The sequence below is a fragment of the Paenibacillus sp. FJAT-27812 genome, from assembly GCF_001273905.1.
GTDB lineage: Bacteria > Bacillota > Bacilli > Paenibacillales > Paenibacillaceae > Pristimantibacillus.
In genome coordinates, this window is sequence record NZ_LIGH01000001.1 from 1,832,839 (window position 1) to 1,851,409 (window position 18,571).

General features: G+C 46.9%; 14 protein-coding genes, 1 tRNA gene, 1 other RNA gene and 1 pseudogene. 3 read left to right on the forward strand and 14 right to left on the reverse strand.

Annotated features, from left to right (window positions below; all coding sequences use genetic code 11):
* Positions 1–265: 265 nt before the first annotated feature.
* Positions 266–1,873, forward strand: a pseudogene (locus ADU23_RS07795) (ribonuclease J).
* Between the two features lie 367 nt (positions 1,874–2,240).
* Here the strand turns inward: ADU23_RS07795 and ADU23_RS07800 are convergent.
* From ADU23_RS07800 to ADU23_RS07855, 13 genes are all read right to left on the reverse strand, one after another.
* On the reverse strand, positions 2,241–3,020 hold the full coding sequence (locus tag ADU23_RS07800; protein WP_053373225.1) for a hypothetical protein: 780 nt from the start codon (positions 3,018–3,020) through the stop codon (positions 2,241–2,243).
* Between the two features lie 521 nt (positions 3,021–3,541).
* Positions 3,542–3,907: a transfer-messenger RNA gene (ssrA, locus tag ADU23_RS31770) on the reverse strand.
* Between the two features lie 255 nt (positions 3,908–4,162).
* A complete protein-coding gene (gene smpB / locus ADU23_RS07805; protein ID WP_053373226.1) occupies positions 4,163–4,642 on the reverse strand; it encodes an SsrA-binding protein SmpB in 480 nt (159 codons plus the stop codon).
* A gap of 297 nt (positions 4,643–4,939) precedes the next feature.
* Positions 4,940–5,140: a cold-shock protein gene (locus ADU23_RS07810; RefSeq protein WP_028609190.1), complete on the reverse strand. Its 201-nt coding sequence runs from the start codon at positions 5,138–5,140 to the stop codon at positions 4,940–4,942.
* Between the two features lie 259 nt (positions 5,141–5,399).
* The gene (gene rnr / locus ADU23_RS07815) at positions 5,400–8,327 is read right to left on the reverse strand and encodes a ribonuclease R (RefSeq protein ID WP_053373227.1); all 2,928 of its coding nucleotides are present in this window, start codon (positions 8,325–8,327) and stop codon (positions 5,400–5,402) included.
* 170 nt (positions 8,328–8,497) lie between these two features.
* Entirely contained in the window at positions 8,498–8,734 is a 237-nt protein-coding gene (gene secG / locus ADU23_RS07820; protein ID WP_053373228.1) for a preprotein translocase subunit SecG, read from the reverse strand.
* 99 nt (positions 8,735–8,833) lie between these two features.
* Positions 8,834–9,601, reverse strand: coding sequence for a sugar phosphate isomerase/epimerase family protein (locus ADU23_RS07825; RefSeq protein ID WP_053373229.1), 768 nt, complete (start codon positions 9,599–9,601; stop codon positions 8,834–8,836).
* 135 nt (positions 9,602–9,736) lie between these two features.
* Positions 9,737–11,029 (reverse strand): phosphopyruvate hydratase, encoded by a 1,293-nt coding sequence (eno, locus tag ADU23_RS07830; RefSeq protein ID WP_053373230.1) that lies wholly within the window; start codon positions 11,027–11,029, stop codon positions 9,737–9,739.
* A 26-nt stretch (positions 11,030–11,055) separates the two neighbouring features.
* Positions 11,056–12,594 (reverse strand): 2,3-bisphosphoglycerate-independent phosphoglycerate mutase, encoded by a 1,539-nt coding sequence (gpmI, locus tag ADU23_RS07835; protein ID WP_053373231.1) that lies wholly within the window; start codon positions 12,592–12,594, stop codon positions 11,056–11,058.
* Between the two features lies 1 nt (position 12,595).
* Entirely contained in the window at positions 12,596–13,354 is a 759-nt protein-coding gene (gene tpiA, locus ADU23_RS07840) for a triose-phosphate isomerase (protein WP_053373232.1), read from the reverse strand.
* Between the two features lie 39 nt (positions 13,355–13,393).
* Positions 13,394–14,578: a phosphoglycerate kinase gene (locus tag ADU23_RS07845; protein ID WP_053373233.1), complete on the reverse strand. Its 1,185-nt coding sequence runs from the start codon at positions 14,576–14,578 to the stop codon at positions 13,394–13,396.
* A gap of 174 nt (positions 14,579–14,752) precedes the next feature.
* Positions 14,753–15,757, reverse strand: a complete 1,005-nt coding sequence (gap, locus tag ADU23_RS07850; protein WP_053373234.1) for a type I glyceraldehyde-3-phosphate dehydrogenase — start codon at positions 15,755–15,757, stop codon at positions 14,753–14,755.
* Positions 15,758–15,871: 114 nt separating this feature from the next.
* Positions 15,872–16,909, reverse strand: a complete 1,038-nt coding sequence (locus tag ADU23_RS07855; RefSeq protein WP_053373235.1) for a sugar-binding transcriptional regulator — start codon at positions 16,907–16,909, stop codon at positions 15,872–15,874.
* 240 nt (positions 16,910–17,149) lie between these two features.
* Between ADU23_RS07855 and ADU23_RS07860 the strand changes: the two genes are divergently transcribed.
* A tRNA-Arg gene (locus ADU23_RS07860) sits at positions 17,150–17,224 on the forward strand.
* 191 nt (positions 17,225–17,415) lie between these two features.
* Positions 17,416–18,000 (forward strand): ATP-dependent Clp endopeptidase proteolytic subunit ClpP, encoded by a 585-nt coding sequence (gene clpP / locus ADU23_RS07865; protein ID WP_169091151.1) that lies wholly within the window; start codon positions 17,416–17,418, stop codon positions 17,998–18,000.
* 144 nt (positions 18,001–18,144) lie between these two features.
* Here the strand turns inward: clpP and ADU23_RS07870 are convergent, their stop codons facing one another.
* Positions 18,145–18,414, reverse strand: a complete 270-nt coding sequence (locus ADU23_RS07870) for an HPr family phosphocarrier protein (protein WP_028609180.1) — start codon at positions 18,412–18,414, stop codon at positions 18,145–18,147.
* Between the last annotated feature and the right edge of the window lie 157 nt (positions 18,415–18,571).

Here is an 18,571-nt window from a genome sequence, read left to right on the forward strand (position 1 = left end):
ACATGCATAAAACCCTGTATAGCTCGTATGCAGGGTTTTATTTTTTTTAACCTAGATCCGCATTACAATCGTTTTTATTTATCGTTATTGAAATTCATCTTTATAACCTGCAAGCATTCTCCCCACATACTAACTAAACACAATGAACATAATAAGATGTGCTTTAATAAAGGAATCGGAGGAAACAGTCGTGAATAAAGAGAATATTGAAAACAACAGACTCTCAATCTTCGCACTCGGCGGTGTGTATGAAATTGGAAAGAACATGTATGTTTTACAATACGCTGACGATATTGTCGTCATCGATTGCGGTTCGAAATTTCCTGATGAAAGCCTTTTAGGGATAGATCTAATTGTTCCTGACATCTCCTATTTATTGAATAATAAAGATAAAGTTCGTGCGTTAGTGGTTACCCATGGCCATGAGGATCACATTGGCGGAATCCCCTATATTTTAAAACAATTAAATATACCTATATATGGGACACGGTTGACTCTAGGCCTAATTAAAGGAAAATTGAAAGAGCACCGCCTAAGAGATACTATCCTTCATGAAATTCAATCAGACTCATCCGTGGATTTAGGAAATATAAAGCTATCTTTTTTCAGAACAAATCACAGCATCCCCGATTGTGTTGGTGTAGTTTTTAATACACCGTTAGGTACAGTTGTTCATACCGGAGACTTTAAATTTGACCTGTCTCCTTCCAACAAACAATTCCCCGATATACATAGAATGGCGGGCATTGGTGAAAAAGGTGTTCTTGCTTTGCTTTCCGAGAGTACGAATGCCGAGCGGCCAGGTTTTACCCCGTCAGAGAAGTTAGTCGGGGAGCGAATTGAAGAAGCCTTTCAGAAAGCTCAAAATAAAATTTTCTTGTCAACATTCGCTTCTAATATTAATCGCCTGCAGCAAGTTGTTGATGCAGCTATCCTTACCAATCGCAAGCTGCTATTGCTTGGTAGAAGCATGGTTAATGTGGTGACAATTGCACTTGAGCTAGGCTATATAAATATACCCGAAGGCATGCTAATCGAATCGAAGGAAGCCTATGAGCTTGCTCGTGAAAGGGTAGTTGTGCTTTGTACAGGAAGCCAAGGAGAACCGATGGCTGCACTCTCCCGTCTTGCTAGCTCGACCTATCCTCATGCCGAAATATTACCTGGGGATACGGTCATTTTGGCATCCTCTCCAATTCCAGGTAATGAAAGAAATGTTGCGAACATGTTGGATCATTTATATTTGTTAGGCGCACACGTCATTCATGGCTCGGGTGTGGCTACAGGCATGCATGTATCCGGACATGGCAGCCAAGAAGAACTTAAGCTTATGCTTACTCTAATGAAACCAAAGTACTTTATTCCCATCCATGGAGAATATCGAATGCTTTACCAACACCGGAAATTAGCTGAATCGGTAGGCGTCGAGAGCAACCATATCTATATTTTAAATAATGGCGACGTCCTTGATATCGAACAAGGAAGTATACAGCAGACACGTAGAATACCTGCTGGAAATACGCTAGTCGATGGTTTGGGGATTGGAGACATTGGAACCGTCGTATTACGTGACCGCAAACACCTAGCAGAGGACGGAATCCTTGTGGTAGTCTTTACACTAAGCCGTATTGAAGGTTCAATACTATCCGGCCCCGATATCATTAGCCGCGGCTTCGTCTACGTTAGAGAATCTGAAGCTCTATTGGGCGAAGTTGGTCGATTAGTAATTAAAACGATAGACGAACTACAGGAGAATGGAAACGATGGATAGTGGTCTATTCTAAAACATAGAATCAAGGAATCAGTCAGCAAGTATCTATTTGCTAAAACAAAGAGAAGACCAATGATTCTCCCCATTATTATTGAAGTATAAATGAATGTTCCCACTATCTCTTTTATTAGAGATTTATGGGAACTTTTTTTATTTACAATCTATTTGCGCTCATATATCTGGTTTTATGGATAAAAACATGGAAATAGAAACGCTCCATGAACACCGATTCTGGCTTGGGGGGTCATGTTCGCTGATGCCCACATTGTGTTCATCCGATCGTGTTGGCAGGCTGCAATTAAGATTACTCAGCTCAAAAACCCGACCTCATGAGGTCGGGTTTTCCATGGTTGGAATGGAGGCGAGGGGATTTGAACCCCTGTCCGAAGATCACGCCACACAGGCTTCTACGGGTGTAGTCACAGTTTTGATGTCACCCAAGCAAACGCCCCTACCCTCCAATAATCATTTAAGCTAATCTGGTTTTCGTTAAGAAATTTGCTAAGGAAATAAACAGTGTATAATCAAACTGACTATTGATAGCTTTATTCGATTTTAACTTGTCAAATATTTTGTATTTAAACATGTACAAAAATAGATTATCCGATCCATACCTAATTAATGAGTAATATATGGCTAATAATAACGCCTCCTCTGATAAATAGATCGAAAAGAGTCCTGTATAATATTTATACTCCTCACTTGTTAAATTATATCGTTCCATTAGATCAAATATATTAATTAAGTAATTGGCAAGATGCTCTAAATAGACACTATTGAACAGTGCATGGTTCTTAAACTTATTAACGTAATTCCTTCTAATACGAATATAAAATTCGTATTCCCTTCGTTCTTCATTAATTCGATGACCTTGAATAAGGTAATCAATTCTTTTACGAATTGAGGCTTGTTTTAGGAGAGTAATTCTAAGGCTTGAGCGCATAGATTCAAGTGCCTCTGAGTACATATGCTCTATAGGGATAATTGGGGATTTTTTATACTCAAGCACAACTTGATCATGATGTTTTTGCATCTCGTTTAACAAAATAAAGAGTGTATTTTCAAACCTTTGAATTTCGATAGATCTTGTTTGCTGACTTATAATATCCCGTGAATGCGCTAACTCTTTCTTTTGATTAGAATAAGCCATGTACGCTGTAATGAAAGTGGCAAACGTAAAAAATGGTACAGTCGAGCCCGCCAACCAATCACCGACAGGACCTGCTTTTTCCAATTCGGTGCCATACAAACGGCTTATCCCCAATGTGAACAATGGACTCACGAAAGCAATACCTACAGTAAAATAAACTAATTTAATGATGGGCAAGGTTTTTGTATTATTCGGCTCTGCTAGTCTATTTTCCGAGTTTAAATAAGCTAGAGAGAGTACAAGCACCGCTATGTAAAAAACGATTATACTGATAATACTTCACTTCCCTTTCATTTCTATAGAATAATCTGTAGGTCGTTTAATGAAGTCAAAACTCCAAATTAATAATTTGACCTCATTCCTTTAAACTTCTGTGCAATCTATAGACAGACACCTATATAGACTTCATTCGACAGATTTCTTTATTCTCCTTCAAACTTCTACCATATTGTCTTCAGGGAGAATGAATGTTTTTAATGGAATTTTTTTATAATCTCCAACTCTTCGTTGCGACTCAAAATGAATGACTATAAAGCTATAAATCTTAATACGGCAAAGAGTCTCTATCTGCTCCTTGAAACGCAAAAAAGACACCTGACACGGTGTCTTTTTTCATGGTTTGGTGGAGGCGAGGGGATTTGAACCCCTGTCCGAAGATCACGCCACACAGGCTTCTACGGGTGTAGTCACAGTTTTGATGTCACCCAAGCAAACGCCCCGTAACCGGCTTTCGCTAAGGTCAGCCTGATTATCTTCTTCAGCTCACCCCAGGCGGAGATGAGACAGCGTATTCCACTACTTGTTAGCCCCTATTCCAGTCACATGGACGATGCTGGGTAGAAGCACGCACACAGTTTCTTAGGCTGCGAAAGCGTAGTTTGTTTGTTGTTTGCCGTTTAATAGGCTTTAGCGTTGATGAAGCAGACGACTCCCTGCTACCCGCAACCCGCGCTCGTACAATCCCCGTCGAATCCATAAACGCCCCCAATTTTGCATAAACGATTAGCTGCTAATCACCACTCATAAAAAAAGGTGCTCGGCACTAATGTTTAGCTCAATTGAAGCTTTAGGATTAAGGATCAACCGTCGGATTAAGGATCAACCGTCAGATTAATTATCTGGCAGGCCGTTCCGATTGTATAGCACGTTTGCTACTGTCTTAGTATACCACGAATGATAGCTTACGTGCACAATTGTTGTTGGCAGTATTGGTCGCTAGCTTCCATGGTAATATAACAGGTTTAGCGAGCAACCTTCTGCTTCTCGCGAAGGACACGCTGGATATCGCGCTGAGCGTCACGCTTAGCTGCCGTATCCCGTTTGTCATATTGCTTCTTACCTTTACCGAGTCCAATCAATAGCTTCGCATAACCGTTACGCACATAAATCTTCAAAGGCACAATCGCATAGCCTTCTTGCTTGGACAAGCCAAACAGCTTATGAATTTGAGCCTTGTGCATCAACAGCTTGCGAGCACGCGTTGGATCAGTGGGATTATGAATATTCCCTTGCTCGAACGGACTGATGTGCATATTGTGTATGAAAATTTCTCCGTTGCGTATCGTCGCGAACGCATCGCTTATGTTCGCTCGGCCATTACGCAGCGATTTAATTTCAGTACCCAGCAGCACCATGCCTGCTTCGAACGTTTCCTCAATGAAATAGTCATGGGAAGCCTTCTTGTTCTGGGCGAGCTGCTTGCCGTCACTTTTCTTACCCATGCTAGTCACCTCGTCTTCATTAAACTATAATATTGTTGCACTATACTGGTGTTCATTGTAACAACTTCTGGAACGGAAATCAAGGCGACCAGTAGTTTGGCCTTACAATCTAACCCAAGCATCCTTAAACTTATTTTGCTTGAACCCGCTATTTATTATTCCATGAAGCGGTATTCATTTGGCTAAAATAAGGATATGCTATTATTAACAACTCGAGCGGCTTGTCTCCATTTTGCACACAAAAAAACCGCCCTCAACCCTAAGGTCAAAGGCGGTTTTATCAACGTTCGTAAGCTACTACAGCTTTACAACGTTTTCTGCTTGTGGTCCACGGTTGCCTTGAACAACGTTAAATTCTACGCGTTGTCCTTCTTCAAGAGTTTTGAAGCCTTCGCCAGTGATTGCGGAGAAGTGTACGAATACATCGTTGCCGCCTTCAACTTCGATAAAGCCGAAACCTTTTTCTGCGTTAAACCATTTAACTGTACCTTGTTGCATGTGTAAAAACCTCCAAAAAAATAATATTAATATGCGCCTGGTTTGTCTTTAAACAAAAAATTCACACATTGGAAAGGGTTTCATGACTATAATGATACCCTTTTCAATATGTGAATTCAGGTTCATATTATCGATTGATTTGAGTGTACTATACCCAGAATTAAAAAGCAAGTGACGAGCTTAAATATCTTTTCCCATAACATCTAGATCTCGGCGACTTCCAATTATTCCATAGAACGGAAGTCGCCGACCCTATATTTTATTTGCGTTTCTTGCGTACAAAAGCTGCTGTAGCGTTCCCGCCGCCTCCGCTGCCGCTCTTCTTTTTCCGCTTGCTCTTCCCTTGGCCGCCGCTTTCACTGCCCTCTACGCTTGGCGCTTCCGCTTTCCGCTCGCCACCGTTAAACACACCGCTCTGCGTCGCATTCTTCCGCTTCGCACCGCCGCCACTGCCTTCGCTCCGCCGCTTCTCGGCTCCACGGCCATTGCCGCCCTGCCCGCCGCCGCCGCGGATGGGCAAGCCCCACATATCCGTACGCGCACCGCGGCCGCTTCCGCGCGACTGCTCACTGCCTTGGCCCGGCGACACACTCGCCTCTTGCCCCGGCCCACGCTCCGCCGGCGCATTCCCGCCGCCGCTCGCGCCAGCGCCGGCTCCGCCTGCGCCACCCCGGCCGCGCCGCTTGCTTCCGCCGCGCCCGCTGTCAGGTGCATCGAGCCGCCACGGATTCGCCTGCTCGACAATGCCGACTACGCTGCGGTCTACGCCGCCGCCAAATCCACCGCGGCCTCCGCCGCTCTTACCGCCGCGCCCCTTGCCGCCGCGACTGCCTTCGCTTGGTGCGCCTTGGCTTCCGCCACGCCCTTTGCCGCCCGCTCCTGCTGGACGGTCGCTTTTTCCGCCGCGTCCTCCGGCGCTTGCTCCGCCCTTGCCGCGGTCGCCGTTTCCGCCGCGATCGCTTCTGCCTCTCTTGCCGCCGCGATCTCCGCCGCCAAAGCCAGCACCCGATACGCCTTTATAGCCGCTGCGCGGCTTCATATCAACAAGCTCAAAGTCGATCGTATGCTCCGTCATGCTGACGCGCGTTACACGAATCTTCACTTCATCGCCGATCCGGTAAACTTTAGACGTACGCTCGCCAACTAAGATCATATGCTGCTCGTGGAAGTTGTAATAGTCATCGGACATATCGCTCAAACGAATGAGCCCTTCGACCGAATTCTCCAGCTCAATGAACATGCCGAAGCTTGTTACGCTGCTAATAATGCCTTCGAATTCCTCGCCGACCTTATCAAGCATGAATTCGCATTTTTTCAGCTGCTCCGTATCGCGCTCCGCATCGACCGCCACCCGTTCGCGTTCTGATGAATGTGTCGCGATTTCCGGCATCCGAGCCGATAAAGCTTCGTGGCGCGCTTCCGTTAGCTGACCGCCCCCGTCCAGCACCTCGCGAATAACGCGGTGGATCACTAAATCGGGATAACGGCGGATCGGCGATGTAAAGTGTGAATAGAACTCAGCCGCGAGGCCGAAGTGCCCTAAGCTCTCTGCATCATACTTGGCCTGTTTCATCGAGCGCAGCATCACCGTCGAAATAACGGTCGCTTCCTTCGTGCCGCGAATATCTTCAAGCAGCGTTTGCAATGCCTTCGGATGAACCGAATTGCCTTTGCCCTTTACCGTATAACCGAAGTTTGCAGCGAACTGTACGAAATTAAGCAGCTTCTCCTGATTTGGATCTTCATGAATCCGGTAAAGGAAAGGAACGCGCAGCCAGTGAAAATGCTCGGCTACCGTCTCGTTCGCCACGAGCATAAATTCCTCGATAATTTGTTCAGCTACCGAGCGCTCGCGTTTTATAATATCAACCGCTTTGCCGTTCTCATCGACGATAACCTTTGATTCTTGGAAGTCGAAGTCGATCGCGCCGCGCTTCATTCGCTTGCCGCGCAAGCGCATCGCTAGGTCCTCCATAAGTCCAAACATATCAAGGAGGTCTGCATACCGCTCTTTAAGCTCCGTTTGCGGCTCCTCTTCATTTGCCGTCAAAATCTTCTTCACATTCGTATACGTCATACGTTCTTTCGTGCGGATTACGCTCGTAAACACTTCATGACGCACACGCTTCAGCGTATCCGCATCAAATTCCATCTCGCAAGAAAGCGTTAGGCGATCGACCTGCGGATTGAGCGAGCATATGCCATTCGACAAACGATGCGGCAGCATCGGAATGACACGGTCAACCAAATACACGCTGCAGCCTCTTCGGTATGCTTCTTGGTCAAGCTGCGAATTTTCTTTTACGTAATAGCCGACGTCTGCAATGTGCACACCAAGCAAATAGTTGCCATTGTCCAGACGCTTCACATGTACCGCATCATCTAGATCCTTCGCATCCTCGCCATCAATGGTTACGATTACTTCGCCGCGCAGGTCACGTCTGCCTTGCTCCACAATTTCTTCATCCGTAATCGAGTCCGGCGCAGCTTCAGCTTCGGCCATAACCTCATCCGGGAAACCCTCCGGCAGCTGATGCTTGCGAATAATCGACAGGATGTCGACGCCCGGGTCATTCTTATGTCCTAAAATTTCGACAATTTCCCCTTCGGCTGCCGAACGGCCTTCTGGGTACGATACAATTTTCACGACTACCTTCTGGCCGGATACAGCCCCTTGATAACCGCCCTTTGGTATAAAGATATCACGGTTAATCCGTTTATCATCCGGCACTACGAACGCATAGACCTCATGGTCCTCGAACGTTCCGACGATTTGCGTTACGGCGCGCTCTACAATTCGGACGACTTCGCCCTCCATCCGTCCGCCGTGCTCGCTTCTGGAAGTAACGCGAACGAGAATGATATCGCCGTTCATCGCGCTCTTCAGATCATTGGCATGCAAATAAACGTCGCCATGATCCTTCTCATCCGGAATAAGGAAGCCAAAGCCTTTTGCATGGGATTGCAGCTTGCCGCGCAGCAAATTCATTCGTTCCGGCACACCGTAATGATCATTTGGCGTTCGAATGACCTTCCCTTCGTCCTCCAGCTTATTCAGCAGTTTAAGGAACTCCTTAAACTCCGCTGCATCTACAATACCAAAATGCTTCTCAAGCTCTTGGTACGTCATCGGCTTATAAGCCGTTTCTCTCATAAAATCAAGCAGTTCCTGCTCGTAATTGATCATTATTATTTTTTCTCCTCATAAACCTGCGATAGCTCTCTAATGTCTTTTGCAACAGGTTGATAGATTATCATATACCATGTAGTATACACGAAATGTAACCCGCGCATCCGCGAATATGGTGAAAATACAAAAAAAGCGAGGAATATCCTCGCTTTCTGCGTGTGTATCGATTATTGTTTTACGAAGTAAGAAACAACAAGCGCCAAAATGAAGAAGCCGACTGCCAGAACAACTGTTAAACGCTGCAAGAACAAATCCAAACCGCGCGCTTTCTGTTTGCCGAACAGGTGCTCAGCGCCGCCCGTAATTGCTCCGGACAAGCCTGCACTCTTACCTTTTTGCAACAAAACTACAGCAATCAGGCCGACAGAAAATATAACGAGCACGATCTTCAATAAGATTTCCATTTATTCCACCTCCAGCATAGGAGCTCCGTAAAAACACGTAGTCTGAGTGTACCATAGCTGGGCACTAATTACAATAGGACAAGCTGCTAATCAAGTTTATTATACAAATCCGAATGACTTTAAATATTGGTAATTGTTTGCCGCGCTTTTGAGCGAGCTCACATTGAATTGCTCTTGCTCCACGATCATGAATGATACGCCCGCCGGCTCGAATTCGTTCATAAGCCTCTCGAAACCGACCTCGCCTTTTCCAACCTCCGCATCCTTGCGCCCTTTGAAGAAATCCTTCATGTGCACCAATGGCACGCGGCCTTTATATTTCTTAAGATACTCAGCCGGATTATATCCAGCCATATGCATCCATCCCAAATCAAATTGAACCTTCATCAGATCAGGCGATACCCGTGCCAAAACATGATCAATAATCGGCATTCTATCGACCAGCTTAAATTCAAAGTCATGCGTATGGTAAACATACTGCATGCCCGAAGCTTTAACCTGCTCGCCGCATTTCGTAAAAACCTCGACCAAATGCAGCACATTATCCATCGATGGCTCCTCCGGAAGCGGTGACCAAGGCGTGATGATATAGGGAATGCCAACCTCCTTCGCGTATTCGATCTGCCCCGCAAAATCAGATTCCATATGCTTGGAGTCGCTATAATTCAGAGGGACGTGGGCAGAGCTTGCAATGAGGCCGAGTTCGTCCAGCTTACTCTTCAGCTCCATCGCCGGCGTTTTGAAAAAACCTGTAAATTCAACTGCTTTATAGCCGATCTCCGCCACTTTCTCAAGCGTCCCCAAAAAATCAATTTCGGTCTGATCTCTTAGCGAATACATCGAAATGCCTATTGCCGGTTTCGCCACGCTTGCCACCGCCTAATCGCTGAATGCTTTTCCTACTGTTAATGTCCGACGAGCAGCCGCGATCTATCCCTGTAAAAAAAAGAAGGGCATGCCCCGCATAGGGCACACCCTTCTCAATAAGCCGCTTACTGCGTCTTATTTGAAGTTTTTCAAGTTGTAGAACGCTTTTTTGCCTGCATATTGAGCAGTCGAACCAAGTTGGTCTTCAATGCGAAGCAATTGGTTGTATTTTGCAACGCGGTCCGTACGGGACGGTGCGCCTGTTTTGATTTGTCCAGCGTTTGTAGCTACTGCGATGTCAGCAATTGTGCTGTCTTCGCTCTCGCCTGAACGGTGGGAGATAACTGCTGTGTAACCAGCGCGTTTAGCCATTTCGATTGCATCAAAAGTTTCAGTAAGCGTACCGATTTGGTTAACTTTAACCAAGATCGAGTTGCCTACGCCTTTGTCGATGCCATCGGATAGACGCTCCGTGTTCGTTACGAACAGATCGTCGCCAACGAGTTGTACTTTGCCGCCAAGTTTCTCGGTAAGCAATTTCCAACCATCCCAATCGTCTTCGGAGCAGCCGTCTTCGATTGTAAGGATTGGGTATTTGTCTGCCCATGAAGCAAGAAGGTCAACGAACTCAGCAGGTGTGAACGATTTGCCTTCGCCTGCAAGCACGTATTTGCCGTCTTTGAAGAACTCAGTCGAAGCAACGTCCATACCAAGGAATACGTCAACGCCTGGCTTGTAGCCTGCGCGCTCGATAGCGGAGATGATTGTTGTGATTGCTTCTTCGTTGGAACCAAGGTTAGGAGCGAAGCCGCCTTCGTCGCCAACAGCTGTGTTAAGGCCTTTATCGTGCAATACTGCTTTAAGGTTGTGGAAGATTTCAGCGCCGATACGAAGCGCTTCTTTGAAGTTTTCAGCACCGACAGGAAGAACCATGAATTCTTGAACGTCGATGTTGTTGTCAGCGTGCTCGCCGCCGTTGATGATGTTCATCATTGGAACTGGAAGCGTCTTAGCGTTGAATCCGCCAAGGTAAGTGTAAAGAGGCACATCAAGCGCGTCAGCAGCTGCGCGAGCTACTGCCATCGATACAGCTAGGATAGCGTTAGCGCCAAGCTTAGCTTTGTTTGGCGTACCGTCAAGCTCGATCATTTTACGGTCAATCGCTACTTGATCAAGAGCATCTAGGCCGATGATTTCAGGAGCGATTTCTGTGTTAACATTTTCTACAGCTTTCAAAACGCCTTTACCAAGGTAACGGGATTTGTCGCCGTCACGAAGCTCAACAGCCTCGTAAGCGCCAGTGGAAGCGCCGGATGGAACGATTGCACGGCCTTTGCCGCCGGACTCTAGGGAAACTTCTACTTCAACAGTTGGATTCCCGCGGGAATCCAGTACTTCGCGTGCGTATACATCAACGATAATTGACATGAGAGAAAACACTCCTTTAATATTTTTTATTTGTTAATTAGAGTAACGCCAGTCATTTCAACCGGCTTAGCCAGCTCAAGCAAATCAAGAAGCGTCGGCGCGATATCGGCAAGAATGCCGCCTTCGCGAAGCGTTTCTCCTGCTTTCGTTACGATAAGCGGAACCGGATTCGTCGTATGTGCCGTAAACGGACGGCCATTCTCATCGAATACCATATCAGCATTACCGTGGTCAGCTGTGATGATGCAAACGCCGCCTTTGGCAAGCACCGCTTCAACGACTTTGCCAAGGCACTCATCCGTCGCTTCAACCGCTTTGATCGTTGGTTCCAGCATGCCGGAGTGGCCAACCATATCGGGATTAGCGAAGTTCAGAATGATTGCATCATGCTTGTCTGATTCAATCTCGCGTACAGTCGACTCGGCAAGCTCATATGCGCTCATTTCCGGCTTCAGATCGTACGTTGCGACCTTAGGGGAATTGATAAGCACGCGAGTTTCGCCAGGAAGCTCATGATCGCGCCCGCCGCTGAAGAAAAACGTCACATGCGGATATTTTTCCGTTTCGGCTGTACGAAGCTGGGTCTTATTGTTTTGCACGAGCACTTCGCCAAGCGTATTATCAAGGTTCTTTGGTGAATACGCTACGAATCCGCCAACGGTTTCACTGAATAGCGTCAAGCAGACGAAATACAGGTTAACCGGATGGTTCTCGCCACGGTCAAAACCGCGGAAGTCCTCATTTGTAAACACTTGCGACAATTGAATCGCACGGTCAGGACGGAAGTTGAAGAAAATAACAGCGTCCTCGGATTCAACAAGGCCTACCGGCTTGTTTTCTCCGTCTACGATAACCGTTGGCATAACGAATTCATCATAAACCGATTTCTCGTAGGATTCAACTACCGCTTGAATCGGATCGAGATATTGAGGGCCTTCGCCGTATACCATGGCGCGGTAGGATTTCTCCGTACGCTCCCAGCGTTTGTCGCGGTCCATTGCATAGTAACGTCCTTGAACCGTCGCAATGCGGCCTACGCCAACCTCTTCGATCTTCGCCTGAAGGCGCTCCAGGTAACCCTTCGCGCTGTCAGGAGATACGTCGCGGCCGTCTAGGAAAGCATGAATGTACACTTCCTCAAGCTCTTCCTTCTTCGCTAGATCAAGCAGCGCGAACAAGTGCTCAATGTGGCTGTGTACGCCGCCGTCCGACAACAAGCCGTACAGGTGAAGCTTCTTGCTATTCGTTTTCACATGACGCACGGCGCCAAGAATGGTTTCATTCTCGTAAAACTCGCCGTCACGGATCGATTTGCTGATTCGAGTCAAATCCTGATATACGATGCGACCTGCACCGATATTCAGGTGGCCAACCTCGGAGTTGCCCATTTGACCTTCCGGCAAACCAACTGCCTCGCCAGATGCCGTCAGTGTTGTATGCGGATAGGTTGACCAGTAACGGTCATAGTTTGGTTTGTTCGCTTGTGCAACCGCATTGCCCGTCACATCATCGCGCAAACCGAAGCCGTCAAGAATAATAAGCGCTACAGGTTTCGGAGCAGCCATATTACTTGGCCCCCTCCACCAAAGCGATGTACGAAGCCGGCTCTAGGCTAGCGCCTCCGACAAGCGCGCCGTCAATATCCTTTTGGCCCAAGTATTCGGCAACATTGTTAGGCTTAACGCTGCCGCCGTATTGGATGCGAACCGCATCAGCAGTAGCTTGATCGTAAAGATCAGCAACTACGCCGCGGATATAGCCGATAACATCCTGTGCATCTTCGGAAGTTGAAGACTTGCCAGTTCCGATTGCCCAGATTGGCTCATAGGCGATAACAACTTCTGCTGCTTGTGCTGCGGATACGCCTTGGAAAGCCGCTTCCGTTTGCACTTTACATACGTCCTTCGTTTGTCCTGCTTCACGCTCTTCAAGCTTCTCGCCTACGCAGACGATTGGCAGAAGGCCGTTTTTGAACGAAGCGTGGACCTTCTTGTTCACGATCTCATCCGACTCCGCAAAATAAGCGCGACGCTCGGAGTGGCCGATAATGACGTATTTAACGCCAAGATCCTTCAGCATAACGCCGCTGATTTCGCCTGTAAATGCGCCGTTGTCTTCAAAGTGAACGTTTTGGGCTCCGATCGCGATCGAAGTTCCTTTTGCAGCTTCAACAAGCGCCGGAAGCGTTGTGTATGGCGCGCAAATTACGCTCTCTACGCCGTCAACCTCAGCCTTGCCTTTAATTTCGGAGAAAAATGTAACAGCCTCGGATACCGTTTTGAACATTTTCCAGTTACCGGCAATAATTGGTGTTCTAGTGCTCATGCGTAATCCTCCTCATTTCATTTTATAGGGATAAAGCTATTATTTATCGTTAAGAGCTACAACGCCTGGAAGCACTTTGCCTTCCATGAACTCTAGGGAAGCGCCGCCGCCTGTCGAGATGAAATCCATTTTGTCAGCTAGGCCAAACTTCTCAGCCGCTGCTGCGGAATCGCCGCCGCCGATAACCGTGTAGCCATTTGTTTCTGCGCATGCGCGAGCAACCGCTTGCGTGCCGTGGGAGAAAGGCTCGATTTCGAATACGCCCATAGGTCCGTTCCATACGACCAATTTGGAGTTTTTGATAACATCCGCATAAAGCTCACGTGTTTTCGGTCCGATGTCAATGCCTTCCCAATCAGCAGGAATGCTGTCAACGTCAACGATTTGCGTGTTTGCATTAGCGCTGAAATCATCCGTAACTACGATATCAACCGGGATCAAGAAGTTTTTGCCTAGCTTCTTCGCTTTTTCCATGAACTCTAGCGCCAAATCAAGCTTGCTGTTGTCAACGAGCGATTTGCCGATTTCATGGCCTTGTGCTTTGAAGAATGTATAAGACAAGCCTCCGCCGATGATTACGTTGTCTGCAATTTCAAGCATTTTGTCGATAACCGCGATTTTGTCTTTTACTTTGGAACCGCCAACGATTGCCGTGAAAGGACGCTCAGGGTTGTTAAGTGCTTTGCCTAGTACTTCTAGTTCTCTTTCCATAAGAAGGCCGGAAACAGCCGGAAGAATATGTGCAATGCCTTCCGTTGAAGCATGAGCACGGTGAGCGGCGCCAAATGCATCGTTTACGAATAGGTCAGCAAGCTTGGCAAATGCTTTTGCTAGTTCTGGATCGTTTTTCTCTTCGCCCTCGTAGAAACGTACGTTTTCAAGCAAAAGCACATCTCCGTTGTTCAGTGCAGCAACTTGCGCTTCTACTGCTTCGCCGATTGCTTCGTTTGCTTTCGTTACTTGCTTGCCAAGAAGCTCAGACAAACGTACAGCGGAAGCCGTGTGGCGAAGCTCTTCTACCACTTGACCATTCGGACGGCCAAGGTGGCTTGCAAGAATGACTTTTGCGCCTTTTTCGATAAGGTAGTTAATCGTAGGAAGCGTCTCGCGAATCCGTTTGTCATCCGTAATTTTACCATCCTCAAGCGGCACGTTGAAATCAACGCGAACAAATACCCGTTTACCAGCTAGCTCTGCTACATCACGTACACTTTTCTTATTCATCAATGAAACCTCCCGAATCTGTGTTATGGAAAGGTATAGATATAGGACCACAAAAAAAAGAAGGGCGTTCCTTCAAAGAAGAAACGCCCCCATGATTCACGACTCCTAGAAGCCGCAAATCAAAGACCTTGTGCTCCGCATGCGCGAAAGCCGCGGTCCGTCCGCCTTCTTTGCTTACAGACCTTTGCTAGCAATGTAAGCAGCAAGATCAACTACGCGGTTCGAGTAGCCCCACTCGTTGTCGTACCAAGAAATAACTTTAACCATGTTGCCTTCAACAACCATAGTCGAAAGACCATCGATTGTGGAAGAAGCAGGATCAGTGTTGTAGTCGCTTGATACAAGCGGCAATTCGTTGTAGTTCATGATGCCTTTAAGAGCGCCTTCCGAAGCTTCTTTGAATGCAGCGTTAACTTCTTCAACTGTTACGTTAACTTTAAGCTCAGCAACAAGGTCAGTTACGGAAACGTTAGGCGTAGGAACACGCATAGCCATACCGTTCAATTTACCTTTAAGCTCTGGAAGAACGAGTGAAACAGCTTTCGCTGCGCCAGTTGAAGATGGAATGATGTTTTCTGCAGCAGCACGAGCGCGGCGCAGGTCTTTATGTGGAACGTCAAGAACGGATTGGTCATTTGTGTATGAGTGAATAGTTGTCATCATACCTTTAACGATTCCGAATTTGTCGTTCAATACTTTTGCGAAAGGAGCAAGACAGTTAGTTGTACATGAAGCGTTGGAAACAATGGTGTGTGCCGCAGGGTCGTATTTATCTTCGTTAACGCCGATAACTACTGTAATATCTTCGTTCGTTGCTGGAGCGGAAATGATAACTTTTTTAGCGCCGCCTTGCAAGTGAAGCTCAGCTTTTTCTTTAGCTGTGAAAATACCAGTTGATTCAACTACGATTTCAACGCCAACGGATCCCCAAGGAAGGTCTGCAGGGTTACGCTCTGCGAAAACTTTGATTTCGCGTCCGTTAACGATAAGCGCGCCTTCTTTTGCTTCAACAGTACCGTCAAGTTGACCGTGTGTTGTGTCATATTTCAGAAGATGTGCCAGTGTTGCAGTATCCGTAAGATCGTTTACTGCCACGATTTGAACATCAGGGTTGTTCAGTGCTGCGCGGAATACGTTACGGCCGATGCGACCAAAACCATTAATACCAACTTTAACCATTTTTGTTTCCTCCTAAGCGTTTTTGAAAGATTTATAATATATTTCAAGATGTTTTGCTGGTTTGCGAGCATAGCACCTTGCAAATCATCATGATTCCACTAGCTTGCTTGCTGTTTAATCCTTCTCTTGCTCGATCAAGGCTACCATTTCCAGTGCCGCAGCTTCATCCGTAACGAGCACGTCATTGTGTCCGAAGCGCATAATCGCCGCTATTGCCTCGCCTTTGCTCTTTCCGCCGGCTACGCCTATAACAACTTCAGTGTTCACAATATCCTCCAGCCGTAACCCCACCGTCTGCATTTTGTGCACGACAGCGCCCTTGCGGTCAAAATAAAACCCAAACGATTCTGCAAGCGCACCTTCTGCTTCCATAGCATCGATGATCTCGCGGTCAAGCCGCCTGCGCCTTGCCATGACCATAGCATCTCCGATTCCATGTACAACGATGCGAGCACTGCGGATGACATCTACGATTTCCTTAATGTTAGGCTCCTGCATGATGGACGCGAATGCTTCCTCGCCCAAATGATCAGGTACGTGTAGAAGCCTGTATTGCGCTCCTGTACGCTTTGCCATCATAGAAGCAATCGTATTGGCCTGATAGTCCAAGCTCTCGCCTAGGCCGCCTCTAGCCGGTACAAACCAGTTCGTCTTCAGCTGCGAGGAACTCACCAATTGATTCGCTACCTGCGCAATCGTCGTTCCGCCTGTTACCGCCACAACGTCATGCGGCTGCATAACCTTGTTAAGCACCTGGCTTCCCGCCCGGCCAAGCTCTCTCTTCGTTTGAGCCGATATTTCGGAATCTCCAGCTACGATGATGACCTGCGAAAGCCCATAATGGCTGCGTATCGTCTCCTCAAGCTCGGATAAACCAAACATCGTCTTGTAGAAAGGCTCAAGCTGTTCTAATAAAAGCTTGCCTGAATCGCTAATTCGCATGCCCCCCGAGTGAATCTCGAGCAGTCCCTGCGTTTTCAGAAAATCGGTCTCTGCCCGAAGCATGCGCTCCGTCATCGATAATGTCGACGCTAGCGTGCGACGCCCGATTAAATCCGACAACATCACCTGATGCAATATCGAATACCGTTTCTTCATGACGTCAAGCAGATCAGGCACAAGCTGCTGCTGCAGTTCAACGATCTGACGCATCTCTCATCCTTCACTCCATCGGCCTCTAGCGTATCGGCTTAAACACGTTGGACTCAATATGTCCCGCGGTATCATTTCAAGTCCCACCTTTAGTTTATCGGAAATACTCGATTGAAGCAAGAGCCGTTTTGCTTATGAAAACGATTTCCGTCACATTTTTCACAAATTTAATTTTTGAACGCCCCTTGCTTTACCATCTGTAATGTCATATAATCATTTTTGCGACTATTTTATGCACATGCGCCCGTGGTCCAATGGATATGACGCAGCCCTCCGAAGGCTGAGATCTAGGTTCGATTCCTTGCGGGCGCGCCATTACAACTAATCAGCCGATCAGGCTTGCAACTCCTATAATGATACAGACTAACCGTTCCTATACGCTGGAACGGTTTTTTTATTGGATTGACGGACTTGTTTGACTATCTTTGACTTTTGACTTTTCATCCGTTATTATGAGAATACGATTTAACCATTCATTGTTTTTGAGGAGGGGGCTTACGTTGGATATGAATTTCGTTCCTATGGTTATTGAGCAAAACAATCGAGGTGAGCGTGCGTATGACATTTACTCTCGCCTATTGAAAGACCGCATTATTTTTCTAGGATCAGGTGTAAATGACGTTGTGGCTAACTCCATCATCGCTCAATTGCTTTTCCTGGCAGCAGACGACCCTGAGAAAGACATTTCTCTTTATATTAACAGCCCGGGCGGCTCGATTACGGCAGGCATGGCTATCTACGATACGATGCAGTACATTAAACCGGACGTGTCCACCATTTGTGTCGGCATGGCCGCATCCATGGGCGCTTTCCTGCTTACGGCAGGCGCAATCGGCAAACGCTACGCGCTTCCGAACAGCGAAGTCATGATTCACCAGCCGCTTGGCGGCGCAGAAGGTCAAGCAAGCGATATCGCCATTCGCGCGAAACGCATCATCGGCATGCGCGACAAGCTGAACGGCATCTTGGCAGAGCGCAGCGGACAATCGCTTGAGCGTATCGAGAAAGATACGGATCGCGATTACTTCATGAGCGCAGCTGAAGCCAAAGAATACGGCTTGGTCGATAAAGTCATCGAGAAGCTGGCATAATCGACATTCAGTATCACAACAAAAAGAGCAGGTCGACGGAGAAATCTCCAGACCTGCTCTTTTTGTTTTTTTGTACGCTTTTCAACAAAAAAAAGAGCTGTCGCCGCAAGCTCGTTAAGAACCTGCGTGACTTCTCCCTTTTTCTTATTGGTTTTCCAACTCTTCTTTGCTTACCAAAGCGACTAAAGCGTTTACAGCCTGTTCTGCATCCGAACCCTCTGCACTAATGGATACCTCAGTGCCAGAACTGATTGCTAAGCTCATAATTCCCATTATGGATTTCGCATTCACTTTTTTGTCGTCTTTCTCTACAAATACTTCGGAGGAAAATTTGTTCGCTTCTTGTACGAATAATGCTGCAGGTCTTGCATGAAGTCCCGTCTTAAGACGAACAACAACCGGAAGCCTTGTCATGGAAACCATACCCCCTATATTTTACTCAATCATTAGCATGCGGCAAAAGCGTTAACGGCTCTAATTGCCGTCTTCTGGCTGCAAAAGCTCTTTTCCGGTCAAAGATAAGTATAGTTTGGCCTTCTTATCTTTTTTAAATTAAGTCATTTTGAATTAT